The organism is Isoptericola sp. NPDC056618, assembly GCF_042792715.1.
Classification (GTDB): Bacteria; Actinomycetota; Actinomycetes; order Actinomycetales; family Cellulomonadaceae; genus Isoptericola; species Isoptericola nanjingensis.
Genome location: NZ_JBHTVZ010000016.1, coordinates 26025 through 49825, shown reverse-complemented (window position 1 = coordinate 49825; position 23801 = coordinate 26025). Strand labels below are relative to the sequence as shown.

Genomic DNA, 23801 nt, shown 5'->3' with positions numbered 1-23801 from the left:
TTCAGAACACCGTTCTGCTAGAACCCGGGGACGAGGCGGACGACGAGGTCGATGAGCCAGATGCCGACGAACGGCGCGACGATGCCGCCGAGGCCGAAGACCAGGAGGTTGCGCCCGAGGGTCTTCGACGCGTCCATGGGCCGGTACCGCACGCCGCGCAGGGACAGCGGGATGAGCAGCACGATGACGAGCGCGTTGAACACGATCGCCGAGACCACGGCGGACGACGGTGAGCTCAGGCCCATGATGTTGAGCGCTTCCAGGCCGGGGAACACGCCCATGAACATCGCCGGGATGATCGCGAAGTACTTGGCGACGTCGTTGGCGATCGAGAAGGTCGTCAGCGCGCCGCGGGTGATGAGCAGCTGCTTGCCGATGCGGACGACGTCGATGAGCTTGGTGGGGTCGGAGTCGAGGTCGACCATGTTGCCGGCCTCCTTCGCGGCCGACGTGCCCGAGTTCATCGCGACGCCCACGTCGGCCTGCGCGAGGGCGGGGGCGTCGTTGGTGCCGTCCCCGGTCATCGCGACGAGGCTGCCGCCCTCCTGCTCGCGCCGGATGAGCTCCAGCTTGTCCTCCGGGGTGGCCTCGGCGAGGTAGTCGTCGACCCCGGCCTCGGCGGCGATCGCCGCGGCGGTCAGCGGGTTGTCGCCCGTGACCATCACGGTGCGGATGCCCATGGCGCGCAGCTCGGCGAACCGGTCCGCGATGCCCTCCTTGACGACGTCCTTGAGGTGCACGACGCCGAGCACGCGCCCGGCCCCGCCCGGCGCCCGGACCGCCACGACCAGCGGCGTGCCGCCGGACCGGGCCACCCTCTCGACGGCGTCCTCGACCTCCGCGACGACCGGGGCGGCGGGGGTGCCGCCGTCGCCCAGCCAGGCCATGACCGCGCTGCCGGCGCCCTTGCGGATCTGCGTGCCGTCGGGCTCGTCGAGGCCCGACATGCGGGTCTGGGCCGTGAACGGCACGACCTCGCCGTGCGCGGTGTCGCCCACGTCCGCCCCGGCCCGGGCGGCGAGCGTGACGATCGACGCGCCCTCCGGCGTCGGGTCCGCGAGGGACGAGAGGGCGGCGGCGCGCACCAGGTCGCGGGCGTCGACGCCGGCCAGCGGCAGGAACTCGCTCGCCTGCCGGTTGCCGTAGGTGATGGTGCCGGTCTTGTCGAGGAGCAGCGTCGTGACGTCGCCCGCGGCCTCGACGGCGCGGCCGGACATCGCGAGCACGTTGCGCTGCACGAGGCGGTCCATCCCGGCGATGCCGATGGCGGACAGCAGAGCGCCGATCGTCGTCGGGATGAGGCAGACCAGCAGCGCGACGAGCACCGCCACGCTCACCGGGCTCGCCGCGTACGACGCGATCGGGTTCAGGGTGAGCGCGACGACCACGAACACGATCGACAGCGACGCGAGCAGGATGCTCAGCGCGATCTCGTTCGGCGTCTTCTGCCGGCTGGCGCCCTCGACGAGCGCGATCATCCGGTCGACGAACGTCTCGCCGGGCTTCGAGGTGACGCGCACGACGATCCGGTCGGACAGCACACGCGTGCCGCCGGTGACGGCGGACCGGTCGCCGCCCGACTCGCGGATCACGGGCGCGGACTCGCCGGTGATGGCGGACTCGTCCACGGACGCGATGCCGCGCACGATCTCGCCGTCGCCCGGCACGAGGTCGCCGGCGGCGACCACGACGACGTCGCCGAGGTCCAGGTCGGCCGACGACACGTCGTCGAGCGCGGCGTGCAGCGCCTCCGGGTCGGCCGCGTCGTCGTAGGTGGCGACGCGGTGCGCGACCGTGGCCGTGCGGGTCCGGCGGAGCGTGTCCGCCTGGGCCCTGCCACGGCCCTCCGCGACCGACTCGGCGAGGTTCGCGAACACGACGGTGAGCCAGAGGAACAGCGCGATCACGGCCGTGAACGAGCCGGGGACGACGGTGCCGCCCGAGGTCACGGGCCCGCCGAGGAACGGCTCGACGACGGCGAGCACCGTGGTCAGCGCGGCGCCGACCCACACGACGAACATCACGGGGTTGCGCCACATCTGGCGCGGGTCGAGCTTGCGGAACGCGCCCGGCAGGGCGGCCCGCACCTGGGCCCAGGTGAAGACCCCGCCCGGTGTGCGGGCGGCCTGCGGTGACGAGGGAGCGGGGGACGGGGTGTCGATCAGGGTGGTCATGAGTTACACGAGCCCTTCCGCCAGGGGACCCAGCGCGAGAACGGGGAAGTAGGTGAGCGCGGTGAGGACGACGACGACCCCGACGAGCAGCCCGACGAACTGCGGGCGGTGCGTGGGCAGCGTCCCCGCGGTGGCGGGCACCTTGTCCTGCCGGGCGAGCGACCCGGCGAGGGCGAGCACGAGCACGATCGGCACGAAGCGCCCGAGCAGGATCGCGACGCCGAGCGCCGTGTTCATCCAGGGGGTGTTCGCCGTGATGCCGGCGAAGGCGGAGCCGTTGTTGTTGGCCGCGGACGTGAAGGCGTACAGGACCTCGGACATGCCGTGCACACCCGGGTTCCAGATCGTCGTCTCCACGACGCTCTCGCGCACCGCCGGGATCGCGAAGCTGAGCGCGGTGCCCGCCAGCACGAGCGTCGGGGTGACGAGGATGTAGAGGCTGGCGAGCTTGATCTCGCGGGGTCCGATCTTCTTGCCCAGGTACTCGGGCGTGCGACCCACCAGCAGGCCGGCGACGAACACCGCGATGACGGCGAGGACGAGCATGCCGTAGAGGCCCGACCCGACGCCGCCGGGCGCGACCTCGCCGAGCATCATGTTGAGCATCGGGACCATCCCGCCCAGCGCGGTGAACGAGTCGTGCATCGCGTTGACGGCGCCGGTCGACGTCGTCGTGCTGGTGGTCGCGAAGAGCGTGGTCCCGACGATGCCGAACCGCGCCTCCTTGCCCTCCATGGCGCCGCCCGCGAGCTGCGGGGCGGTGCCGTTCCCGGCGGACTCGAGCGCCGTCAGCGCGGCGAACGACGCCACGAAGATCACGCCCATCGCCGCGAGGATCGCGTACCCCTGCCGCAGGTCACCCACCATCCGCCCGAACGTCCGGGGAAGGGAGAACGGGACGGCCAGCATGAGGAGCACCTCGACGACGTTCGTCCACGCCGTCGGGTTCTCGAACGGGTGGGCCGAGTTCGCGTTGAAGAACCCGCCGCCGTTGGTGCCGAGCAGCTTGACGGCCTCCTGCGACGCCACCGGCCCGCCGGGGATGCTCTGCGCGCCCCCGGCCACGGTCGTGACGTCGGTGAACCCGTCGAAGTTCTGCACGACGCCGCCGATCATCAGCACCACCGCGCCCACCGCCGAGAGCGGCAGCAGGATGCGCAGGGAGCCCCGGACCAGGTCGACCCAGAAGTTGCCGATCGTCCCCGTGCGGCGGTGCGCGAAGCCGCGCACCAGCGCCACGGCCACGGCCATGCCGACCGCCGCGGAGACGAAGTTCTGCACCGCGAGCCCGGCGAGCTGCACCGTGTAACCGACGGTCTGCTCGGGCGAGTACGACTGCCAGTTCGTGTTCCCCACGAACGACGCGGCCGTGTTGAACGACAGGTCCGGCGCGACGGCGGGCAGCCCCAGCGAGTACGGCAGCCACTGCTGCGTGCGCTGCAGGGCGTAGACGAGCAGCAGCCCGACGAGCGAGAAGGTCAGCACGCCGCGCGCGTACGCCTGCCACGTCTGTCCGGAGCGCGGGTCGACGCCCAGCAGCCGGTACAGGCTCCGCTCGACGCGCCAGTCGCGGGGCGTGGTGTACACGGCTGCCATGTAGTCGCCGAACGACCGGTGGACGACCGCGAGGACGAGCGCGACGGTCCCGAGCGCGAGGACCGCCCCGACCCAGCCCATCAGAACTTCTCCGGCTTCACGAGGGCCACCACGAGGTAGACCAGCGCGGCCACGCCGAGCGCAGCGGCGAGGAGCTCGACGACGATCACAGCTTCTCCACCGCCTTCCCGATCCCGGCGACCAGCGCGAACAGGGCGATCACGCCCAGCACGTAGACGACGTCAAGCACCAGCACGTCCCCACTTCGATTCCGACGGCCGGCCTCCGGAGAGGGTCGGGCCGGGCGCCCTTCCCGGGTGCCGACGACGATGCAACACCCGCCGGAAGCCCGTGAACCCCGTCCTCACGGGATCCATACGGCGCCGGGGTGCACCCTGACGGAAGTCCTACGGGCGTGGCCCCGCCACCTCGGAAAAGCCGGCGCGTGACGGCGGTCGGCCGTGCCAGGCTGCCCTGCATGGACTCCGTCGACGACGACACCCGGGCCGCGTGGGCCGTCGCCTCGCGCAAGTACACCGACGAGTACGACGAGCACCTCGAGCAGGCCCGCACCGCCCGGCTGCTGCCCGCGGAGGTCGCCGCGATCGGGGAGCTGGTCCGGGGCGCCGACGTCGTGCACCCGATGAGCGGCCACGGCCTCGACGACGTCGCCCTGGCGCGGCTGGGAGCGCGGTCCGTGCACGGCCTGGACTACAGCCCGGCGCCGGTGGAGAGCGCGCAGCGCCGGGCCGACGAGCTCGGCCTGCCCTGCCGGTACACCCGCGCGACGCTGCCCGACAGCGGCCTCGACGACGCGTGCGCCGACCTCGTCTACACCGGCAAGGGCGCGCTCATCTGGGTCGCGGACCTGCCCGCCTTCCTCGCCGAGGTGCGCCGCCTGCTGCGGCCGGGCGGGCGGTTCTACGTCTACGAGGCGCACCCGCTGGTGCCGCTGTGGGCATGGGACGCCGACGAGCTCCGCGTGCGCCCGGACCGGGGGTACTTCGAGGCGTCGCACGTCAACGACACGTTCCCCGGCCACGGGGCGGTGGAGCGGCAGCGCACGCTCGCCGAGACCGTCATGGACTGCCTGCGCGCCGGGTTCGAGATCGAGCACCTCGAGGAGCACCCCGACCCGTTCTGGCGCCCCGACGGCATCGACGCCGCCGCCTGGGACGGCCGGGTCCCGAACGCGTTCAGCCTGCTGGCGCGCCGGGCCTGAGCGAGACGCTCAGCGCAGGTCGTACGCCGGGACCTTGTCGTCGGTCGCGAACGTGTCCGTCAGCCACAGCATCGATCCGTACAGCCACCGGTGGGTGAAGGTCCGGTCCCGCATCCGGATGCGGGCGTCCGTCGGCGGCGCCAGGAACGGCCCCGCGTTGCCGGTGCGCGCGACCCGGGTGGGCTTGCGCATCCGCCGGTCGTAGGCCGCGAACGCGGCCTCGTGGTCGCCGCGCGCCGCCGCGAGCTCGCCGGCGAGGACGTAGGCCCCGACGAGGGACAGGCCCGTCCCGAAGCCGCCGAGGGTGTTGGCGTGCCCGGCGTCGCCGACCAGCGCGAACCGGCCGCGCGTGAACGACGTCATGCGGGTGCGCGCCAGGGCGTCGAGGTAGAGGTCGTCCGCCCGGCGGGCGGCGTCGAGCGCGGCGGGCACGCGCCAGCCGGCGCCGGCGAACGCGGCCTCGAGGAACGCCCGCTGGGACGCGGTGTCGTGGCGGTCGTAGGTCGGTGCCCCGCTGCCCGGCGCGCGGAAGACGAACAGGCTCGGCGCCTTCTGCCCACCGAGCAGCGCGAGCCGGCCGGGCTCGTTGTACCCGTAGGCGACGGCGCGGCCGTCGGAGCGGCGGGTCTCCAGTCCGTCGAGCGGCACCGCGGCGTCGGCCACCGCGTAGTAGTGCCCGAGGTGCTGCACGAGCTGCTCCTCCGGGCCGAACGCGAGCCGCCGCACCGCGGAGTGCACGCCGTCGGCGCCGACCACCAGGTCGAACCGCTCGCTCGGCCGGTGCGCGAACGCGACCTGCACGCCGTCCGTCGTCTCCGTCGCGCCCACGATCTCGTCGCCGAAGACGTACTCGGCGTCGCGGGCGGAGTGCTCGTGCAGGACGGCGGCGAGGTCGCCGCGCAGGACCTCCAGGTCGCCCCCGATGAACTCGCCCGGGATCACGGCGCGGACTCGGTCGTGGGCGTCGACCATGCGCCAGTCGGTCCGCGGGGTCTGGCGGGCGCGCACGTCGTCGAGGATCCCCGTGCGGTCCAGGACGTCGCGGTGCGTGCGGCCCTTGAAGTCGACGGCCTGGCCGCCGGGCCGGAGCGCGGGGGCCTTCTCGACGACGGTGACGTCGAAGCCGTTGCGGCCGAGCCAGCGGGCGAGCGCGGGCCCGGCGATGCTCGCGCCGGAGACGAGGACCTTCGAGGTGGACATGACCGCTCCTTCGGTGACCGACGCAATTGCGTCCGAAGGACACGGTAAACATCCGCGTACGATGGACGCAATACTTCAGGGCGCGCGAGACCGGCAGCCGCCGGGGGCAGGGGGAGCGATGGGCGCCGACCATCGGGGGGCCGGGGCGGGCGCGACGAGCACCGACGACGTCGTCGCGCTGCTGTGGCGGCGCGCGACGCCGGTCCGCCGCGGGCCCAAGCCGCGTTTCAGCGTCGACGGCATCGTGGCCGCGGCCACGGAGATCGCCGACGCCCGCGGCCTCGACGCGGTGACGATGCAGGCCGTCGCCGCGCGCCTCGGCACCACCAAGATGGCGCTGTACCGCTATGTGCCGGGCCGCGTCGAGCTGGACGCGCTCCTGCTCGACGCCGCGCTCGGGGCCGCGCCGCCCGCGCCGTCCGTGGCGTCCGGGGCGACGGGGGCGGACTGGCGGGCCGCGCTGACGGACTGGGCCGGCAGCGTCCACGCGCGGGCCCTCGCGCGGCCCTGGTCGGTCGAGCTCGCGCAGCGGCCGCACGTGCCCGGCCCCGTCGAGCTCGCCTGGTTCGAGGCCGGCCTCGCGGCGTTCGGGGATCTCCCGCTCACCGGCGCGGAGAAGCTCGACACGCTCGCCCTCCTGGTCGGTCACGTGATGTCGCTCGTGCGCCAGCAGCCGCGCGGCGCGTCGCCGGAGGGCGACCTCGCCGCCGGGCTCGGGCCCGTGCTCGCCGAGCACGCGGACGACTACCCGCTCACCGCGGCGGCCTTCTCCGACGCCGAGCCGGGCGGCCGCGACGACGCCCTGCGGTTCGGCGTCGCGCGCGTGGTCGCCGGGGTCGCGGCGCTCGCCGCCGAGCGCGCCTGACCGGGCGGGCGGCGGGTCGGCGTCAGGACGCCGCGGGCTCCGCATGGTCGGTCGGGGTGTGCACGATGTCGTAGTACACGTCGGTGTCCCCCTCCTCGGGGAACACGCGGTAGGTGAACTCCTCGTCGGTCAGCGTGACGATGTCCGAGTCGCGCTCGAACTGCACCTCGCCGGCGTCGTCCTTCGCGACGATGTGGCGGGTCGTGCCCTCCTCGTCGACCGTCCAGTCGCCCTGCATCTTCGGGCTGTCGTCGAGGTCGTACATGGTGAACGTGCCGTCGGCGTCGAAGTACGCCCAGCCGACGAAGGCGCTCACGTCCTCGTCGTCGAGCGGGACGTCGTCGCCCTCGGCGTCGGTCGCGCCGGTGGTCTCCCACGCGGTCGACGCGAGCACGTCGGACGGCGTCTGCGTCTCGTCGGCCGCCGCGGCCTCCTGCGAGGCGGCGGTCCCGGAACCGGCCGCGGCGTCGGCCTCGCCCGTGCTGCAGGCGGTGAGCGCCCCCAGCGCGATCAGGGCCGAGACGGCGATCGTGGCGGGCTTCGTCGACTTCGTGAGCTTCATGGGGCTGTCCTTCTCTCGTGACCGGGACGGCGGTGCGTGTCCCGGCGTGTCGGTGCGTCGGAGCCATCGTGGTTCCGGGCACCGGCCGTCCACATCACCTGCCGGGCTCGCCGGAGGTCAGCCGAACGGATGAGGCGCGACCGGCGAGAACCGCAGCAGCGCCCCCGGCGGCAGCTGGCCGAGCAGCCACAGGTGCGTCGACGCCACGGACGCGACCACCGGGTAGCCGCCGGTGAGCGGGTGGTCGACGCCGAACAGCACCGGCAGGCCGTCCGGCGGTACCTGCAGCGCGCCGGTCACGCAGCCCTCGCTGGGCAGCTCGCGCCCCTGCGCGTCGGCCGTCCGGGTCAGGGGCGCTCCGTCCAGCCGCAGCCCCACCCGGTCCGAGCGGTCGGTCACCCGCCACTCCTGGTCGAGCAGCGCGGCGAGGTCGGCGAACCAGTCGTCGTGCGGGCCGAGCACGACGGGGAGCGTCGTGACCTCGCCCGGTGCCGGCAGCGCCGTCGGGTCCGGAGCCCCGACGTCGTCCAGCGCCACGGCTCCGCGCCCTGCCTTCCAACAAGCGATCTCTTGCGTCATCGCCCCGTTTGCTGCGGCAGATCGCTTGTTGGAAGCCATGAGGGAGAGGCGCGCGTCCGGGGCGAGGGGGTCCGGGCCGAGGTGGGCGAGGGTGTCGGTGGCGCGGGAGCCGAGGACGGGCGGCGCGGCGACGCCGCCGCGGACGGCGACGTACGTGCGCCGGCCGCGGGCGGGGGCGCCCAGCGCGAGCTCGTCGCCGGCGCGCAGGCGGAACGCCCGCGCCAGGGGTGCGCGGCGGGCGTCGTCGGGGTCGCCGCCGCGGTGCACGACGGCGTCCGCGTCCGCCCCGGCGAGCGCGACGACGGCGTCGGTGCGGGCGCGCAGCCGCAGACCGCCGCCCACGGCCTCGACGGCGGCGGCCCCGCCCGGGTTGCCCACCGCGCGGTTCGCGGCGCGCAGGCTGCGCGCGTCGGCCGCGCCGGACGCGGACACGCCGAGGTGCGCCAGCCCCGGGCGGCCGAGGTCCTGCACGAGCGCCTGCAGCCCGGGCGTCACGACCTCCAGCACCTCCAGCCCTGTGGCCGATGTCGTCGGCGCGGCAGTCTCGGCTCGCGGCGGCAGCTCGGACTGCCGCGCCGGGCCGGAACTGCCGTCGTGAGCGAGCCCGGCGCCGCGGGCCGACGCGCGCACGGCCGTGAACCGCACCCGGTCGCCGGGGGCCCACGGGGTGGGAGGGTCGCGGTCGGCGTCCCAGGTGACGACGTCGGTCCGACCGACGAGCTGCCACCCGCCCGGGCTGGAGCGCGGGTAGACGCCCGAGTACGGTCCGGCGAGCGCCACGGACCCGGCGGGCACCCGGGTGCGCGGCGACTCGCGCCGCGGCACGACGAGCGTCTCGTCGTCCCCGGTCAGGTACGCGAACCCGGGGGCGAAGCCGACGAAGCCCACCACCCACGACGCCCCCGTGTGCCGCCGCACCACCTCCTCCGTGCTGCACGCGAGCAGGCGTCCCACGTCGCCCAGGTCCTCGCCGTCGTACACGGTGGGGATCTCGACGAGCCGCCCGCCGGCGTCCTCCCCGGTCGGTCCCACGACCGCGGCCGCCCGCGCGCGCAGCCCGTCCGCGAGGCGGGACGCGGGCAGCCGCCACGGGTCGAACGGCACCAGCAGCGTGCGCGCCCCGGGCACGGCCTGCCCGACGCCCGCGACGGGGTCGTCGCGCAGGGACGCGTGGAGCGCCAGGGCCTGTGCGAGGTCGTCGACCTCGACGAGCAGGGCGTCGTCGCGCACGGGCAGGACACGCACGGTGTGGACACGCGCGGGCGGGACCTGCTCGGGCCCGCCCACGCTCAGGCCCTCGACGACGCCGGGGCGAACGCGGCGAGGGCGACGCCCGCGTCGTCGAACGCCGCGCGCACCCGCCGGGCCATCGCGACGGCGCCGGGCGTGTCCCCGTGCACGCACACCGAGTCGGCGGGCACGCGCACCACGCTGCCGTCGACGGCCTCGACCACGCCCTCGGTGACGAGCCGCAGCATCCGCCGGGCCACGACGTCCGGGTCGTGCAGGACGGCGCCCGGCTCGCCGCGGGGCACCAGCGTGCCGGCGGGCGTGTAGGCGCGGTCGGCGAACGCCTCCGCCGCGGTGGCCAGGCCCGCGGCCTCGGCGGCGGCGAGGGAGAGGGTGCCGGGCAGCCCGAGCAGCACGAGGGACGGGTCGACGGCGGCGACGGCGGCGGCGACGTCGTCCGCCACGCGCCGGTCCACGGCCGCCCGGTTGTACAGGGCGCCGTGCGGCTTCACGTAGGTGACTCGGGTGCCCTCGGCGGCGGCCAGCGCCTGCAGCGCGCCGACCTGGTAGACGACGTCGGCCCGCAGCTCGGCCGACGGGACGTCGATGTCGCGGCGCCCGAAGCCCGCGAGGTCGCGGTATCCGACGTGCGCCCCGACAGCCACGCCGCGGGCGGCGGCCAGGCCCACCGTGCGACGGATCGACGCCGGGTCGCCGGCGTGGAAGCCGCACGCCACGTTCGCCGACGAGACGACGTCGAGCATCGCCTCGTCGTCGCCGAGGGTCCAGCGCCCGAACCCCTCACCGAGGTCGCTGTTGAGGTCGACGGTGGTCATGCGTCCAGTCTGCCGCGCCATGTCCCCGGCGGGCGGGGCGTATCAGGGCGCCGCGACGGTTGCTCCGGTCATGGTGTGCGGATGAGCGTCGCGTGAACTCTCGTCGCAGGGGTGGCAGGAGCGTGCCGCGTGCCGCACAGTGAAGGGACGGTCCTGTCGCCCGTGTCACACGACGACGCCGAGGTGTGGCAGGATCCGAGCGCCTGAGCAGTGCCGATGGGGGAGGTTCGTCGTCGTGAGGTCTCCGAGGGACACCGGACGGGGCGTGCGTGTCGGCAGGCTGCTCGCGACGGCGACGGCGACGTGCGTGGTCGCGGCGGGGTTCCTCGCGGCCCCCGTGGCAGGCCTCCCGTGGAACGACGGCCGCCTCCAGACCCTCGCCGCCGACCAGCACACCCCCGACGTCGGAGCCGGCAGCCCGGTGGGCGAGGGCGTCTCCGTGGGCGTGGTCGGGACGCCGGGGTCGACCGGCCCGGCGACGCTCCAGGAGGTGCTGGGCGTCCTCGAGCGCGCGGAGCTCGCCGGCCAGGACGCCGGCCGGAAGGTGACGCCCGCGGTGGACCAGGCCGCCGCCGAGCTCGGCATGCTGCTCAGCACGTACCTCGCGCAGCAGTCCGCCAGGTCGTCCGACCGCCCCTTCGCGGCCGCGGACGCCGAGGTGCCCTCGCCCGTGCTCCCGGCCCCCGCGACGGGGCCCGAGGCGACCGAGCCCGAGGTGACCGAGCCCGACGAGCAGACGCCCGACGTCGCGCCCTCGGCGCCCGCCGACGAGCCGCGGGCTGTGGCCGTCGCGCGCCAGGTCGCGATCGACCCCGCCGACGAGCCCGCCCCCGTGGCCACGGGGGCGCGGCCCGGCGCCGTGCAGCCCGATCCCGTGCAGCCCGATCCCGTGCAGCCGGACGCCGTGCAGCCGGACGCGCAGTCCGCGGACGAGAACGGGCACGACGGCGACGAGGTGACGTTCGACGACCTCGTCGTCGCGGCCACGCGCCTGGCGACGCTGCTGGACCCGGCGACCACGACCCTGCAGGCGGGCATCCTGCCGGCGGGTGCGGACGGGACGGTCGCGGCGCGCGCCATGCTGACGGCGAGCCTGCTCGAGGTGGTCGACCGCTACGGCCGGAGCACGGCGGGGTACGCCAACGGGCGCATCCCGGCGTCGGCCCTGTGCCCGCTCGACTTCGCGCCCGGGCACATGCTGCGCTGCGACGCCGCGGAGCAGCTCTCCGCGCTCAGCAAGGAGTACGAGAAGGAGTTCGGGGTGCCCATCCCGATGACCGACTCGTACCGCTCGCTGGAGCTGCAGATCCGCGTCAAGGCCACCAAGGGCTGGCTGGCGGCGACGCCGGGCACGTCGAACCACGGCTGGGGCCTCGCCGTCGACCTGGGCTACCCGATCTCCACCTTCACGTCCGCCGAGCACGCGTGGATGCGCGTGCACGGGCCGGACTACGGCTGGGACAACCCGTCCTGGGCGCGCTCCACCGGCTCGAAGCCCGAGCCGTGGCACTTCGAGTTCTTCGCCGCCGGCCCCATCCCCGACCGGGCGTGGAAGGCCGACGACGTCTCGGGCGGCGGCGGGCCGACGGCCCCGGCGGAGCGTGACGACAAGCGTGACGACAAGGGCGCGGGGCACGCGAAGGGGCACCAGGGCGCCACGGGCGGCCCCGCGAAGGGGAGCTCCGGCGAGAAGTCCGGCACCGGATCGGGCTCGTCGGGCACGAGCACGGGCGACAGCGGCGCGAAGCCCGGGAAGACCGCGCCGGCCAAGGTCACCGTCCCCGACCTCGCGGGCTCGACCGTCGGCGCGGCGACGAAGAAGCTGCACGCGCTGGGGCTCGAGGTCCGCACGACGACGCGGGAGAGCGACAAGCCGAAGGGGCAGGTCCTGAAGACCCGGGACGCCGGCACGAAGGTCACGAAGGGCACGAGGGTCACCCTCGTCGTCTCGAGCGGCCCGGCGAGCGACCCCGAGCCGACCCCGGAGCGGGTGGCGCTGCCGGCCGTGGCCGGCCAGGACGCCGGTGCGGCGGAGCGGGCCCTGCGGGACCTGGGGCTCGACGTCACCGTGGTGGAGGAGCACAGCACGAAGCGGCCGGCCGGCACCGCGCTCCGCACGGAGCCCGGCTCGGGCACCACGGTGGCCGTCGACTCGTCCGTGACCCTCGTCGTCTCGAGCGGCCCGGAGCAGGTGACCGTCCCCGACGTCACCGGCTGGACCGTGGCCGCCGCCCGGGCGGAGCTCAAGAACCGCGGTTTCGTGGTCGAGGCGTCGGGCGAGGTCGAGGACGACGACCTGGTCGTCGAGACCACGGACGCCGGCGCGAAGGTGGACAAGGGATCGACCGTCCTGATCACCGGGGGCGCGGCGGAGCCCGTCCCGGACGTCGCAGGCATGACCGTGGCCGCCGCCCGGGAGGAGCTCGAGGTCCAGGGATTCGTGGCCGTGACCGAGGAGGGCGTCGAGGACGACGCCGTGGTCGCGGAGACCTCCCTCGCCGCGGGCAAGCCCGCGCTGCTGGGGAGCAAGATCATCCTCGTCGTGGCGACGGGCACGGACGAGTGACGCCCACCGCGCCGCCCGCCGAGACCCCCGGCGAGCGGCGGACGCGCGAGGCGCTGGAGGCGTCGGGCGTGGCGTTCGACATCGTGCGCCACGGGCCGGTGCGCTCGCTCGCGGAGGCCGCCGCCGCGCGCGGCGTCTCGCCGGCGCAGGTGGTCAAGACGATCGTGGTGCGCCGCGGGGACGGCGACTTCCTCTTCGTGCTGGTGCCGGGCGACCGCACGATCGCGTGGCCGCGGCTGCGCTCGCTGCTGGGGGTGTCCCGGCTGTCGATGCCCGACAAGGAGGTGGCGCGCGACGTCACCGGGTACGAGCGCGGCACCATCACGCCGTTCGGCTCGCTCACGGCCTGGCCGGTGGTCGCGGACTCGCGCATCGCGGAGGCGGGGCCGGTGTCGGTCGGGGGCGGCGGGCACGGGGTCTCGGCGACGATCGACGGGGGTGACCTTGCTCGCGTCCTCGACGCCCGGGTCGCGGACGTCACCGACCTGGACCACCCTGGACCGGCGGGGCCCGCCCGCGCGACGCCGGCCGGTCCGGCGTCGACCCGCCAGGACTGACCGGATGCTGGACGAATCCGCCTGACGGGGGAACACTCGACGCGGGCCGTTCGCTGTACGGAGAGGACGCAGACAGCGTCCCCAGGCCGCACGGCCCCACGCACGGGAGCAACTCGACCACATGGACATCGACAGCAGCAGCGAACCCCTGCCGAGCTCGGGGATCGCGTCCCGGACCACCGACGAGGCGACCGTCCTCACCCTGTGGGGCGAGGTCGACGCGGCGCTGCGCGAGGCGGCGAGCGACGCGATGGCGGCGCTCGCGGCGCGAGGCACGACCCAACCCATCGTCGTGGACACCCGGGACGTCACGTTCATCGACTCCTCGGGAGTCGCGTTCATCCTGCAGGTGTACATGCTGGGCCAGGAGACGGGCACCTCCGTGAGCCTGTACCAGCCGTCCGAGGCGGTCGCGGAGGTGCTGGACATGGTCGGCATGGGCGGCCGCATCCCCCTGGCGGAGGCGGAGCCCGCCGGCCGGGCCGGCTGACCGGGTGACCGTCCAGGTCGGCGGCGTCGACGGCGGCGTCGACAGCTCACTCGTGCGGGCCGCCCGTCTCGCCGCCACGGGCCTGCGCGGGCCGCGCCTGCCCGACGCGACCGCCGTCGTCGACGCGCTCCTCGCGGTGCAGGGGCAGGAGCTGCAGCCCGCGTTGTGGGGCCTGTCCCGGCGGGTCGCGCCGTCCTCGCGCCCCGGCCGCGCCGCGCTGAACACGGCGCTCGCCGACGGCGAGCTGCTGCGCACCCACCTGCTGCGCCCCACCTGGCACCTGGTGCGGCCGCGCGACGCGCGCTGGCTGCTCGAGCTCAGCGCGCCGCGCGTCGAGAGGCTCATGGCATCCACCGAGCGGGCGTGGGACCTCGGCGACCTGGGCCCGGGCACGGAGGCCGTCGCCGCCGCCGTCGCGGACGGGCCGCGCACGCGCGCGGAGATCAAGGCCGAGCTGGTCGCACGCGGCGTGCTCGACCCCGACGCCCCCGGCCTCGCGTTCACCCAGATGCTCATGCACGCGGAGCTGCGGCGCCTCGTGATCAGCGGGCCGCCCCCGGCCGGCAAGGAGCTGCAGCACCAGTCGTACGCGACCTTCGACGACCGCGTCCCCGCGGGCTACGGGCCGCTGGGCGAGCGGTTCGACGCCCAGGCGGCCGTCGTCGAGCTGTGGCGTCGCTACCTGCCCGGGCGCGGCTTCGCGACCCTCAACGACCTGCGGCTGTGGGCCGACGTCACCGTCCGCGACCTCCGGCCCGTGCTGGCCGCCCTCACCGACGCGGGCGAGGTCGTGCAGGTCGCGGGCACGGGGGAGCTCGAGGGCCTCGTGCTCGTCGCGACGGCCGCGACGGCGGACCGCTGGCTCGGTGGCGGCGACCGCGGGGGCGATGGCGGGGGAGACGGCGTCGGCCGCGAACCCGTCGTCGACCTGCTCCAGGCGTACGACGAGCTGCTGATCTCCTACCGGGAGACGCGCCACGTCGTCCTCGACCCGGCGCTGCCGCCGCCGGACCGGTCCGGCGCGTTCGTGCACTGCGTGGCGGTGGACGGCGTGGTGGCGGGGCGCTGGCGCTGGCCGCCGGGCGCCGGGCGGGGCGGCGTCGACGTGCAGTGGCTGCGCGACCCGACCCGGGCCGAGCGCGCCGCCCTGGACGCGGCGGTCGCCGACCTCGACGTGTACCGGGGCTGAACCTGGACCGTGCCGCCGAACCTGCTCTCCGGATGGCAGGGTGGTCCCGTGCATCTCAACTGGGCCGGGAACCTCACGTACTCCGCACGCTCCGTCGTGCGCCCCGCGTCGCTGGAGGAGCTCGCCGACGTGCTCACCGCCGGCGGCCCGGTGCGCGCGCTGGGGTCGCGCCACTCGTTCAACGACGTCGCCGACACGGACGGCGTGCACGTCCAGGTGGACGGGCTCGACGACGGCCGGCCCGCGGTGGAGCCGCTGACGCCGGACGGCGGGGACGAGGGCGACGTCGTGTCCGTGAACGCCGGCCTGCGCTACGGCGAGGTGTCCCGTGCCCTGCACGCGACCGGCCGCGCGCTGGGCAACCTGGCGTCCCTGCCGCACATCTCCGTGGCGGGCGCGGTCGCCACGGCCACGCACGGCTCCGGCGACACGAACCAGAGCCTCGCGAGCGCGGTCGAGGGCCTGGAGATCATGACGCCGGGCGGCGAGCTGCGGCGCATCACCCGCGAGAGCGACCCCGACGTCTTCCCCGGCACGGTCGTGTCGCTCGGGGCGCTGGGCGTCGTGACGCGCGTCGAGCTGCGCACCGTCCCGGCGTACGTGGTGCGGCAGGACGTCGCGGCGGACGTCCCGTGGGACACGTTCGTCGCGAGCTTCGACGCGATCACCTCCGCGGCCTACTCGGTGAGCGCCTTCACCAGCTGGGACGAGCCGGCCGTGCGGCACGTGTGGTTCAAGTCCGTGGCCCGCGCCGACCGGCCCGAGGTCCGCGGGCTCGCGACCGGCCTCCTGCGCTGGTCGGACGTGCCGGTGCACCCGCTGCCGGGAGTGGACCCGTCGGCGTGCACCGAGCAGCTCGGCGTCGACGGCCCGTGGCACGAGCGGCTGAGCCACTTCCGGCTGGAGTTCACGCCCTCGAACGGTGACGAGGTGCAGTCGGAGTACCTGCTGCCGCGCCGCCACGCCGCCGCCGCGATCGAGGCGATGCGCCGCCTCGGCCCGACCGTCGCCCCGCTGCTGCAGACCAGCGAGATCCGCACCGTCGCCGCCGACGACCTGTGGCTGAGCCCCTTCGACGAGCCGTCCGTGGCGTTCCACTTCACGTGGCTCCCGCGCGAGGCGGACGTGCGGGCCGTGCTGCCCGCCGTCGAGCAGGCGCTGGTGCCCCTCGGGGCGCGGCCGCACTGGGGCAAGGTCAGCACGCTGGACGCACCGACGACGACGGCGCTGTTCCCCCGGTTCGACGACTTCCGGCGCCTGGCCGAGCGGTTCGACCCGGACGGGCGCCTGCGCGGCGGGCTGGTGGGGCGCCTGCTGGCGACCTGAACGCCGCGGCGAGGGCTGGCCGCCGACCGTGCGGTCGGGCAGCATCGGTCTGTGAGACACGTTTGACGTGACGCCCCTCACCGTGGAGGTTCGACGCCTGTGAGCACCACGACCACTGACACCTCGCCTCCCCGGGAGCAGTTCACCGGGCAGGTCGGCTTCATCCTGTCCGCGATCGGCTCCGCCGTCGGGCTCGGCAACATCTGGCGGTTCCCCGGGGTCGCGTACGAGAACGGCGGCGGCGCCTTCCTGGTGCCCTACGTGATCGCGCTGCTGACGGCGGGCATCCCGATCCTCTTCCTCGACTACGCGCTGGGGCACCGCTTCCGCGGCGGCCCGCCCACCGTGTTCCGCCGGGTGAAGAAGTGGCTCGAGACCCTGGGCTGGTTCCAGGTGATGATCTGCTTCGTCATCTCGATCTACTACGCGGCGATCATCGGCTGGGCGCTGAGCTTCTTCGTCTACTCCTTCACGCTGAAGTGGGGCGACGACACCGCAGGCTTCTTCACCGGCGACTACCTCCAGCTGTCCGACGTCGCCAACGGCGGCGCGTGGTTCACGCTCGACTTCGTGCCCGCGGTGCTGATCCCGCTGCTGCTGGTGTGGGTCGCGACGATCGTCGTCCTCGTGGGCGGTGTCGCGAAGGGCATCGAGAAGGCCAACGTCATCTTCCTGCCGCTGCTGGTCGTCGCGTTCAGCGTGCTGGTGGTGCGGGCGATCTTCCTCGACGGCGCCACCGACGGCCTCAACGCCCTGTTCACGCCCGACTGGGGCGCGCTGGGCGACATGAACGTGTGGATCGCCGCCTACGGGCAGATCTTCTTCTCGCTCTCCGTGGCCTTCGGCATCATGATCACGTACTCGTCGTACCGGAAGCGCAGGGCGAACCTTACGTCGCCGGGCCTGGTCGTCGCGTTCTCCAACTCGGGCTTCGAGATGCTGGCGGGGATCGGCGTGTTCGCCGCCCTCGGCTTCCTCGCGCACGAGCAGGGCGTCGCCGTCGCGGATCTCGAGGGCATCACCGGCCCGATCCTGTCGTTCGTGACGTTCCCCGCCGTCGTCTCGCAGATGCCGGCCGGGCCCCTGTTCGGCGCCCTGTTCTTCGGGTCGCTCGCGATGGCCGGGTTCACGTCGCTCATCTCGATCCTGCAGGTGGTCGCGGCAGGCTTCCAGGAGAAGTTCGGCCTCACCCGCCGCCAGGCGGTGCTGTGGATCGGCGGCGTGGCGGCCGTGCTGTCCGTCGTCGGGTTCTCGACGACGACGGGCCTCATCGCCCTGGACACGATCGACAACTGGTCCAACAACATCGGCATCGTGGCGTCCGCGGTGCTCATGTGCGTGTTCCTCGTCTGGCTGCTGCGCACGAGCCCCGAGCTGCGCTTCCACCTCAACGCCGTCTCGACGGTCCAGGTGGGCCGCTGGTGGTACGTCTGCGTCGGGGCGATCGTGCCCGCGGTGCTCGCGTACATGCTGGTCTCGCGCATCGTCGACCTCGTGCAGAACGGGTACGAGGGCTACGACGACACGTACCTGCTGTACGCCGGCTGGGGCACGCTCGTCGTGCTCGTCGTCGGGGCCGTCGTGCTCACCCTCCCGAGATGGCGGCGCAGCCCGGACGACTTCGTCGCCTGGCCCGTGTACCCGCCGGTCATGTCGACGACGACGACGAAGGGGGCGGCCCGATGAACGGAACCGCGATCCTGCTCATGGTGCTCTCGCTGGCCGTCGTCTGGGGCGGCCTGCTGGTGAGCATCCTCGCCCTGCGCGCCCGGCCCGAGCGGGCCGACTTCCCGCCTGGCGGGGAGGACGACCACCGCGAGGACGACGCCATCACCGAGCGCGACACCTGATCCCCGCGCCGAGGTAGTACGGGCGGGCCGCACCCACGTGCGGCCCGCCCGTACCACCTCGGCGAATCTCGTACTACCTCGGCGCTACTCGTCGCGGTTCTCGCGGACCTTCTCCACACCCTCCTTGAGCAGGAACAGCGGCAGGATGAACGCCGCGAGCATGCCCGCCAGCCACACGATCACGGGGCCGATGATCCACCCGGCGACGCCGCCGACGTCGAGCCCGTCCGTGAAGACGACCGCGACGACCAGTGCGACGAACGTCGAGAGCAGGCCGACCCCGCCGACGAGGGCGGGCGCGTTGTTGCGGGCCACCTTGGTGAGGAACGGGGAGATGATCGCCTGCGCCACGGCGAAGATGACGACGGCGAGGACGAAGCCGAGCGGCTCGGACCAGTTGATGGAGAACGTCTCGAGGTCGAAGGCGGCGAAGATCCCCGCGGCGACGAGGACGCCCACCACCGCCGCCAGCAGGAACACGGCCGTCCGGAGCAGGAACCTGATCATTCTCGGAGCATAGGGAGACGCCGATCACACGGCACCTCGGGGGTCACAGCGCGAGGAGCGTGATGCCCGCGACGACGACGAGCGACCCGACGATCTTCACCGCCGGCCGTGGCTCCTCGAACAGCCACCAGGCGAGCAGCGTGCCCACGACGATGCTCGACTCGCGGGCCGGCGCCACCAGCGCGATCGGCGCCGTCTGCATCGCGACCAGCACGAGGATGTACCCCAGCGGGGACAGCACGGCGACCAGCGCGATCTCGCGCACGTGCCGCCGGCCCATGCGGACCGCCTCCGCGCGGCGGCCGCGGTCGCGCAGGATCGGCGCCAGCGTGACCGACTGCCACACGGCGTTGCACGCGAAGTAGGCCACGGGGTCGAGCGCGAGCGTCGTGACGGCGTGCCCGTCCCACAGCGTGTACGCGGCGATGGCGGCACCGGTCGCGAGGCCCCAGCGCACCCCCGCGAGCCCGCGCGAGGGGTCGACGCCGGACGCGCCCGAGCTCGCGACCACCGCCACGCCCGCGATCACCACGAGGCCGCCCACCACATGGACGGCGTCGACGTGCTCGCCGAGGACGACCAGCGCGACGAGCATCGTCAGCAGCGGCCCCGTGCCGCGCGCGGTCGGGTAGACGATCCCCAGGTCCGCCCGCGCGTAGCCGGTGTTGAGGGCCACGCCGTACAGGTTGTGCAGCACGCCGGAGACCGCGCCCGCCAGCAGCAGCGCACCCAGGTCCGGCCAGCCCTCGCGGGCGAGGATCACCAGCCCCACCGGCACCCACAGCACAGCGGACGCCGTGGCGTACAGCCAGACGAAGACGCGCGAGTCGCCGGTGACACGCTTGGCCGCGACGTTCCAGATCGCGTGCAGCACCGCCGCCGTCAGCACGAGCGCGAGGGAGGCAGGGGTCACCGGGCGACCGTATCCCCCTCGACGGAGCGCTCGGTCGTCGTCTGCGGGCGGGACGACGACGGACCGCTACGTCGAGCTGCGTCACCAGGCGGTTTGGAGAATAATTCCTTGGGCTGCATACTCATGCATCGACCCCTCGCACGATCCTCGGAGCCCACCATGCGCACCCGCCACACCCTCGCGGCGACCGTCGTCACCTCGGCCGTCGCCGCCCTCGCCCTCACCGGCTGCACCACGGCCTCGCAGGACCTCGGCCAGACGCCGGGCGCGTCCGAGGACAGCACCTCCGCCGCCGTCGACCTCGACGCGATCCAGAAGGACGATGCCGTCGCCGCGCTCGTCCCGGACGCCGTCGCCGAGGACGGCACGCTCACCCTGGGCTCCAACCTCCAGTACGCGCCCGTGGAGTTCCTCGACGCGGACGGCACGACGCCGGTGGGCATCGACATCGACATCGCGACCGCGCTCGCCAAGACGATGGGCCTGGAGCTGAAGGTCGAGAACGCGGGCTTCGACTCGATCATCCCCGCCATCGGCAGCAAGTACGAGGCCGGCATGTCGGCGTTCTCGGTCACGCCGGAGCGCCTCGAGACGGTCAACATGGTCAGCTACTTCACCGCCGGCTCGCAGTACGCCGTGGCGAAGGGCAACCCGGAGGGCGTCTCGCCCGACGACCTGTGCGGCGTGAGCGTCGGCGTGCAGACCGGCACCATCCAGCAGGACGAGCTGGCCGAGCTGAGCAAGACCTGCACCGACGAGGGCAAGGACGCCGTCGACGTGCTGCCCTACGACTCGCAGTCCGACGTCACGACCAACCTCGCGGGCGGCAAGCTGCAGGCGATGTACGCGGACTCGCCGATCATCGCCTACGCCGTCGAGCAGACCGGCGGCTCCGTCGAGTCGCTCGGCGAGATCACCGACGCCGCGCCGTACGGCGTCGTCGTCGCCAAGGACGACGAGGAGCTCGCGAAGGCCGTGCAGGCCGGGCTGCAGAAGCTCATGGACGACGGCGTGCTCGCCCAGGTCGCCGACACCTGGGGCTCCGGGGCGGCCGTGCTCGACACGGCCGAGCTGAACCCGGCAGGCTGACCCGCATGGAAGACCGACCGTCCGGCGAGCTGCCGGAGCCCCTGCACGCCCGGCCGGTGCCCCGGCCGGGGCGGTGGGTGTCGGCCGTGGTGGTCCTCGTCCTCGTGGCGATGGCGGTCAACGCGCTCGTCACCAACCCCAACTTCCGGTGGGACACCGTCTGGCTCTACCTGCGCGACGTCGTCGTCGTGCGGGGCGTGGGCTGGACGCTCGTCCTCACGTTCGGCTCGATGGCGATCGCCATCGTGCTGGCCGTGCTGCTGGCGGTGATGCGGCGCAGCGACAACCCCGTGATGCGGTCGGTGTCGTGGTTCTGGATCTGGTTCTTCCGCGGCACCCCGATCTACACGCAGCTCGTGTTCTGGGGCCTGCTGTCCGTGCTGTACCCGCGGCTGTCCCTCGGCATCCCGTTCGGGCCGGAGTTCTGGACCTTCACCACCCAGGACGTCATCACGGCGTTCTGGGCGGCGCTGATCGGCCTGGCGTTCAACGAGTCCGCGTACCTGGCGGAGATCGTCCGCGCCGGCCTGTCCTCGGTGGACCCCGGCCAGACCGAGGCCGCGAAGGCGCTCGGCATGAAGGACGCCAAGATCCTGCGCCGCATCGTGCTGCCGCAGGCGATGCGCGTCATCGTGCCGCCCACGGGCAACGAGACCATCTCCATGCTCAAGACGACGTCGCTGGTGCTGGCGATCCCGTTCACGCTCGAGCTCACGTACGCCACCAACCAGATCGGCAGCCGCATCTTCCAGCCCATCCCGCTGCTCATCGTGGCCGCGCTCTGGTACCTGCTCATCACGTCGGTGCTGATGATCGGCCAGCACTACCTGGAGCGGTACTACGGGCGCGGGTTCGACGGCGGCCGCACCGGTCGCGGTGGGCACGGCGGTCGGGGCCCCCGGGCCGGTCGCAAGCCCCGCAAGCAGGACCTCATCGGTGCGTCCGGCACCACCAAGGACGACCCCTTCCTGGAGGTGACCCCATGACCGCGTCGGCCGAGGCCACGGGGACCGTCGAGACCATGGTCGAGGTCCGCGACGTGCACAAGGTGTTCGGCCGCGGCCACGACGCCGTGCACGTGCTCAAGGGCGTCTCCCTCGACGTCCCGCGCGGCTCCGTGACCGTGGTGCTGGGGCCGTCCGGCTCCGGCAAGTCCACGCTGCTGCGCTGCGTGAACGAGCTCGAGGAGATCACCGCCGGGTCCATCCACGTGGGCGGCGACCTCATGGGCTACCGCCGGGACGACAGGGGCGTGCTGCACCGCCTGCACCCCAAGGTGATCGCGAAGCAGCGCTCCCGCATCGGGATGGTCTTCCAGCGCTTCCACCTGTTCCCGCACAAGACGGCGCTGGAGAACGTCATGGAGGCGCCCGTGCAGGTGCGCGGGCTGTCCAAGGCGGAGGCCCGCCGCAGGGGCCTGGAGCTGCTGGACCGGGTGGGTCTCGCCGAGCGGGCGGAGTTCTACCCGGCGCAGCTGTCCGGCGGCCAGCAGCAGCGCGTCGCCATCGCGCGGGCGCTCGCCATGGACCCGGAGCTCATGCTGTTCGACGAGCCCACCTCCGCGCTCGACCCCGAGCTCGTGGGCGAGGTGCTCGCCGTCATGCAGGACCTGGCCCGCTCCGGCATGACGATGATCGTCGTGACGCACGAGATCGGCTTCGCCCGCGAGGTCGCCGACCACGTCGTCTTCATGGACGACGGCGTCATCGTCGAGGAGGGCGCGCCCGCCGACGTGCTGGACAATCCCTCCGAGCCGCGGCTGCGGGACTTCCTGGCCCACGTGCTCTGACGGCCCGCCGGTCGAGCCCGTCGAGCCCGTCGGGCCCGGCGCGCGCCGTCGGCGGGCTCACCGGGCGGACGACGCCGTCGGCGCCCCGCGCGGCGCCCGCGCGACGGCGACGAGCCAGACCGCCAGGACGGCGACCGCCGCCGCGGCCCACCCGCCGACGATCCGGCGGGCGAGGTCGCGGCACGCCTGCCGCTCCACCGGGGTGATCGCCCACTCCGTCATGTCGAGGCTGTCGTCGAGGAGGCCCGCCGCCGCGGACCCCGACATGCACGTGGTCCCGTCGACGACGACGGGGGACAGCACCAGCCACCAGCCCGCGCCCAGGACGGCGAACGCCAGCACCGTGACGGCGACGAGCCCGGCGCCGACGTGGCGCCGTCGGCGGAGGGCGAGGACGATCGTCACGACGGGGACGGCGACCAGCACCACCGTCCACACGACGAAGACCGCCACGCCCAGCCGGTCGCTCGTCATCGAGCACCCTCCGTCGTCGGCCGGTCGGTCAGAGCACGGAGCAGACGCCGCCCCAGTCGCTGTGGCCGATGGTGACCTTCTTCCAGATGTGCGCGGAGTAGCCGCCCGCCGACGTGCGCGTCTTGGAGATCGTGCGGGTGTCGCCGTTGCTCCACGTGCTGCTGGCGCCGGTCAGCCAGGTGGTGCCGGTGGGGCACCCGCTGACGCTCGACGAGACGCGGTAGATCCGCATGAACCCGCTCACCGAGCCCGACCCGCGGTACTGCCACGACGCGTAGATGCGGCCGCTGCTCTTCGACAGGCACATCGTGCCCGGGCCGGAGGTGGTCGCGCAGCGGTTGCCGGACGGCAGCGCCAGGGTGCTCGCCCCGGACGTCGAGGAGCGGGTGGCCGTGGCCGCGCCGTCGGCGACGGCGGTCGCGGCGTCACCGCAGTCCTCGAGCAGGTCGACGCGGTGCGTCGCCAGGTCGGCGGGCGCGCCCATCGCGAGGTTGTAGTCGCGGTCGACCTCGTCGGAGATCGTGACGTCCTCGAGGGTGCACCCGCGAGCCTCGGAGTCGGCCTTCCAGTCGGTGGCCTCGGCGTCGGCGCGCTCCTGCGCGGCCCACGTCTCCCACTCGCTCGCGGGGCTGCCGGGTGCGGGCACGCCGGGCAGGTTCTCCTCCGTGGTCGCCGCCTGCGACGGGGCCACCGCCGTGAGCGCCACCCCCAGCGCGAGGACGGCGGCGCCCAGGCCTGCGGCGATGTTCTTCCTGACGGTCCTGCCTCGGCTCATGTCGCTCCTCGG

23 protein-coding genes are annotated in these 23801 nt (G+C 74.0%); 12 read left to right on the top strand and 11 right to left on the bottom strand.

The features are described from left to right. Positions 1 to 17: 17 nt before the first annotated feature. The 3 genes from kdpB to ACFQ8T_RS16850 are packed head-to-tail and all read right to left on the bottom strand — an operon-like array spanning position 18 to position 3940. A complete protein-coding gene (kdpB, locus tag ACFQ8T_RS16860; RefSeq protein ID WP_430547635.1) occupies positions 18 to 2174 on the bottom strand; it encodes a potassium-transporting ATPase subunit KdpB in 2157 nt (718 codons plus the stop codon). Positions 2175 to 2177: 3 nt separating this feature from the next. Next, positions 2178 to 3851, bottom strand: coding sequence for a potassium-transporting ATPase subunit KdpA (gene kdpA, locus ACFQ8T_RS16855; RefSeq protein WP_430547634.1), 1674 nt, complete (start codon positions 3849 to 3851; stop codon positions 2178 to 2180). After that, on the bottom strand, positions 3851 to 3940 hold the full coding sequence (locus tag ACFQ8T_RS16850) for a potassium-transporting ATPase subunit F (RefSeq protein WP_429734823.1): 90 nt from the start codon (positions 3938 to 3940) through the stop codon (positions 3851 to 3853). The genes kdpA and ACFQ8T_RS16850 overlap by 1 nt, the downstream gene beginning before the upstream one ends. Positions 3941 to 4248: 308 nt before the next feature. On the opposite strand from ACFQ8T_RS16850, the gene ACFQ8T_RS16845 reads away from it, so the two are divergent. Continuing rightward, positions 4249 to 4992, top strand: a complete 744-nt coding sequence (locus ACFQ8T_RS16845) for a class I SAM-dependent methyltransferase (RefSeq protein ID WP_430547633.1) — start codon at positions 4249 to 4251, stop codon at positions 4990 to 4992. A 9-nt stretch (positions 4993 to 5001) separates the two neighbouring features. Here the strand turns inward: ACFQ8T_RS16845 and ACFQ8T_RS16840 are convergent, their stop codons facing one another. After that, positions 5002 to 6192: an FAD-dependent monooxygenase gene (locus ACFQ8T_RS16840; protein ID WP_430547632.1), complete on the bottom strand. Its 1191-nt coding sequence runs from the start codon at positions 6190 to 6192 to the stop codon at positions 5002 to 5004. 118 nt (positions 6193 to 6310) lie between these two features. Between ACFQ8T_RS16840 and ACFQ8T_RS16835 the strand changes: the two genes are divergently transcribed. After that, on the top strand, positions 6311 to 7057 hold the full coding sequence (locus ACFQ8T_RS16835) for a TetR/AcrR family transcriptional regulator (protein WP_430547631.1): 747 nt from the start codon (positions 6311 to 6313) through the stop codon (positions 7055 to 7057). Positions 7058 to 7079: 22 nt separating this feature from the next. On the opposite strand, the gene ACFQ8T_RS16830 is transcribed toward ACFQ8T_RS16835, so the two are convergent. The 3 genes from ACFQ8T_RS16830 to ACFQ8T_RS16820 all read right to left on the bottom strand — a co-directional run bounded on the left by ACFQ8T_RS16830 (position 7080) and on the right by ACFQ8T_RS16820 (position 10264). Further along, positions 7080 to 7619: a DUF4822 domain-containing protein gene (locus ACFQ8T_RS16830; protein WP_430547630.1), complete on the bottom strand. Its 540-nt coding sequence runs from the start codon at positions 7617 to 7619 to the stop codon at positions 7080 to 7082. Between the two features lie 117 nt (positions 7620 to 7736). Further along, positions 7737 to 9428: a carboxyltransferase domain-containing protein gene (locus ACFQ8T_RS16825; protein WP_430547629.1), complete on the bottom strand. Its 1692-nt coding sequence runs from the start codon at positions 9426 to 9428 to the stop codon at positions 7737 to 7739. Between the two features lie 59 nt (positions 9429 to 9487). Next, positions 9488 to 10264: a LamB/YcsF family protein gene (locus ACFQ8T_RS16820; protein WP_430547628.1), complete on the bottom strand. Its 777-nt coding sequence runs from the start codon at positions 10262 to 10264 to the stop codon at positions 9488 to 9490. A 235-nt stretch (positions 10265 to 10499) separates the two neighbouring features. Here ACFQ8T_RS16820 and ACFQ8T_RS16815 point away from each other — a divergent pair, with 235 nt between their 5' ends. From ACFQ8T_RS16815 to ACFQ8T_RS16785, 7 genes are all read left to right on the top strand, one after another. Next, the gene (locus ACFQ8T_RS16815; protein ID WP_430547627.1) at positions 10500 to 12830 is read left to right on the top strand and encodes a PASTA domain-containing protein; all 2331 of its coding nucleotides are present in this window, start codon (positions 10500 to 10502) and stop codon (positions 12828 to 12830) included. Beyond that, positions 12827 to 13387 carry an aminoacyl-tRNA deacylase gene (locus ACFQ8T_RS16810; protein ID WP_430547626.1) on the top strand — a complete coding sequence of 187 codons (561 nt, stop codon included), beginning with the start codon at positions 12827 to 12829 and terminating at the stop codon, positions 13385 to 13387. Before ACFQ8T_RS16815 ends, ACFQ8T_RS16810 begins: the two co-directional genes overlap by 4 nt. Positions 13388 to 13508: 121 nt before the next feature. Then, positions 13509 to 13877, top strand: a complete 369-nt coding sequence (locus ACFQ8T_RS16805; RefSeq protein WP_429765309.1) for an STAS domain-containing protein — start codon at positions 13509 to 13511, stop codon at positions 13875 to 13877. A 4-nt stretch (positions 13878 to 13881) separates the two neighbouring features. Further along, the gene (locus tag ACFQ8T_RS16800; RefSeq protein ID WP_430547625.1) at positions 13882 to 15066 is read left to right on the top strand and encodes a winged helix DNA-binding domain-containing protein; all 1185 of its coding nucleotides are present in this window, start codon (positions 13882 to 13884) and stop codon (positions 15064 to 15066) included. A 48-nt stretch (positions 15067 to 15114) separates the two neighbouring features. Then, positions 15115 to 16392, top strand: coding sequence for an FAD-binding protein (locus ACFQ8T_RS16795; RefSeq protein WP_430547624.1), 1278 nt, complete (start codon positions 15115 to 15117; stop codon positions 16390 to 16392). A gap of 99 nt (positions 16393 to 16491) precedes the next feature. Then, positions 16492 to 18078: a sodium-dependent transporter gene (locus ACFQ8T_RS16790; RefSeq protein ID WP_430547623.1), complete on the top strand. Its 1587-nt coding sequence runs from the start codon at positions 16492 to 16494 to the stop codon at positions 18076 to 18078. Continuing rightward, the gene (locus ACFQ8T_RS16785) at positions 18075 to 18242 is read left to right on the top strand and encodes a methionine/alanine import family NSS transporter small subunit (protein WP_430547622.1); all 168 of its coding nucleotides are present in this window, start codon (positions 18075 to 18077) and stop codon (positions 18240 to 18242) included. Before ACFQ8T_RS16790 ends, ACFQ8T_RS16785 begins: the two co-directional genes overlap by 4 nt. Positions 18243 to 18326: 84 nt before the next feature. Here the strand turns inward: ACFQ8T_RS16785 and ACFQ8T_RS16780 are convergent, their stop codons facing one another. Together ACFQ8T_RS16780 and ACFQ8T_RS16775 are read right to left on the bottom strand one after the other, a co-directional pair. Beyond that, a complete protein-coding gene (locus ACFQ8T_RS16780; protein WP_430547621.1) occupies positions 18327 to 18749 on the bottom strand; it encodes a hypothetical protein in 423 nt (140 codons plus the stop codon). Positions 18750 to 18792: 43 nt separating this feature from the next. After that, positions 18793 to 19662 (bottom strand): EamA family transporter, encoded by an 870-nt coding sequence (locus ACFQ8T_RS16775; protein WP_430547620.1) that lies wholly within the window; start codon positions 19660 to 19662, stop codon positions 18793 to 18795. A 159-nt stretch (positions 19663 to 19821) separates the two neighbouring features. Here ACFQ8T_RS16775 and ACFQ8T_RS16770 point away from each other — a divergent pair, with 159 nt between their 5' ends. From ACFQ8T_RS16770 to ACFQ8T_RS16760, 3 genes are read left to right on the top strand one after another with little or no spacing between them, the layout of a single operon-like run. Beyond that, positions 19822 to 20751, top strand: a complete 930-nt coding sequence (locus ACFQ8T_RS16770) for an ABC transporter substrate-binding protein (protein WP_430547619.1) — start codon at positions 19822 to 19824, stop codon at positions 20749 to 20751. 5 nt (positions 20752 to 20756) lie between these two features. After that, positions 20757 to 21737: an amino acid ABC transporter permease gene (locus tag ACFQ8T_RS16765; protein WP_430547618.1), complete on the top strand. Its 981-nt coding sequence runs from the start codon at positions 20757 to 20759 to the stop codon at positions 21735 to 21737. Continuing rightward, positions 21734 to 22540, top strand: a complete 807-nt coding sequence (locus tag ACFQ8T_RS16760) for an amino acid ABC transporter ATP-binding protein (protein ID WP_430547617.1) — start codon at positions 21734 to 21736, stop codon at positions 22538 to 22540. Before ACFQ8T_RS16765 ends, ACFQ8T_RS16760 begins: the two co-directional genes overlap by 4 nt. 57 nt (positions 22541 to 22597) lie before the next feature. Here the strand turns inward: ACFQ8T_RS16760 and ACFQ8T_RS16755 are convergent, their stop codons facing one another. Continuing rightward, positions 22598 to 23014: a hypothetical protein gene (locus ACFQ8T_RS16755; RefSeq protein ID WP_430547616.1), complete on the bottom strand. Its 417-nt coding sequence runs from the start codon at positions 23012 to 23014 to the stop codon at positions 22598 to 22600. 28 nt (positions 23015 to 23042) lie between these two features. Beyond that, entirely contained in the window at positions 23043 to 23789 is a 747-nt protein-coding gene (locus tag ACFQ8T_RS16750) for a hypothetical protein (RefSeq protein WP_430547615.1), read from the bottom strand. Positions 23790 to 23801 lie beyond the last annotated feature (12 nt).

Excerpts from the sequence above, each read along its gene's own strand:
- kdpB (WP_430547635.1), bottom strand. The coding sequence starts at position 2,174 with ATGACCACCCTGATCGACACCCCGTCCCCCGCTCCCTCGTCACCGCAG.
- kdpA (WP_430547634.1), bottom strand. The coding sequence starts at position 3,851 with ATGGGCTGGGTCGGGGCGGTCCTCGCGCTCGGGACCGTCGCGCTCGTC.
- ACFQ8T_RS16845 (WP_430547633.1), top strand. The coding sequence starts at position 4,249 with ATGGACTCCGTCGACGACGACACCCGGGCCGCGTGGGCCGTCGCCTCG.
- ACFQ8T_RS16840 (WP_430547632.1), bottom strand. The coding sequence starts at position 6,192 with ATGTCCACCTCGAAGGTCCTCGTCTCCGGCGCGAGCATCGCCGGGCCC.
- ACFQ8T_RS16835 (WP_430547631.1), top strand. The coding sequence starts at position 6,311 with ATGGGCGCCGACCATCGGGGGGCCGGGGCGGGCGCGACGAGCACCGAC.
- ACFQ8T_RS16830 (WP_430547630.1), bottom strand. The coding sequence starts at position 7,619 with ATGAAGCTCACGAAGTCGACGAAGCCCGCCACGATCGCCGTCTCGGCC.
- ACFQ8T_RS16820 (WP_430547628.1), bottom strand. The coding sequence starts at position 10,264 with ATGACCACCGTCGACCTCAACAGCGACCTCGGTGAGGGGTTCGGGCGC.
- ACFQ8T_RS16805 (WP_429765309.1), top strand. The coding sequence starts at position 13,509 with ATGGACATCGACAGCAGCAGCGAACCCCTGCCGAGCTCGGGGATCGCG.
- ACFQ8T_RS16785 (WP_430547622.1), top strand. The coding sequence starts at position 18,075 with ATGAACGGAACCGCGATCCTGCTCATGGTGCTCTCGCTGGCCGTCGTC.
- ACFQ8T_RS16780 (WP_430547621.1), bottom strand. The coding sequence starts at position 18,749 with ATGATCAGGTTCCTGCTCCGGACGGCCGTGTTCCTGCTGGCGGCGGTG.
- ACFQ8T_RS16770 (WP_430547619.1), top strand. The coding sequence starts at position 19,822 with ATGCGCACCCGCCACACCCTCGCGGCGACCGTCGTCACCTCGGCCGTC.
- ACFQ8T_RS16765 (WP_430547618.1), top strand. The coding sequence starts at position 20,757 with ATGGAAGACCGACCGTCCGGCGAGCTGCCGGAGCCCCTGCACGCCCGG.
- ACFQ8T_RS16760 (WP_430547617.1), top strand. The coding sequence starts at position 21,734 with ATGACCGCGTCGGCCGAGGCCACGGGGACCGTCGAGACCATGGTCGAG.
- ACFQ8T_RS16755 (WP_430547616.1), bottom strand. The coding sequence starts at position 23,014 with ATGACGAGCGACCGGCTGGGCGTGGCGGTCTTCGTCGTGTGGACGGTG.
- ACFQ8T_RS16750 (WP_430547615.1), bottom strand. The coding sequence starts at position 23,789 with ATGAGCCGAGGCAGGACCGTCAGGAAGAACATCGCCGCAGGCCTGGGC.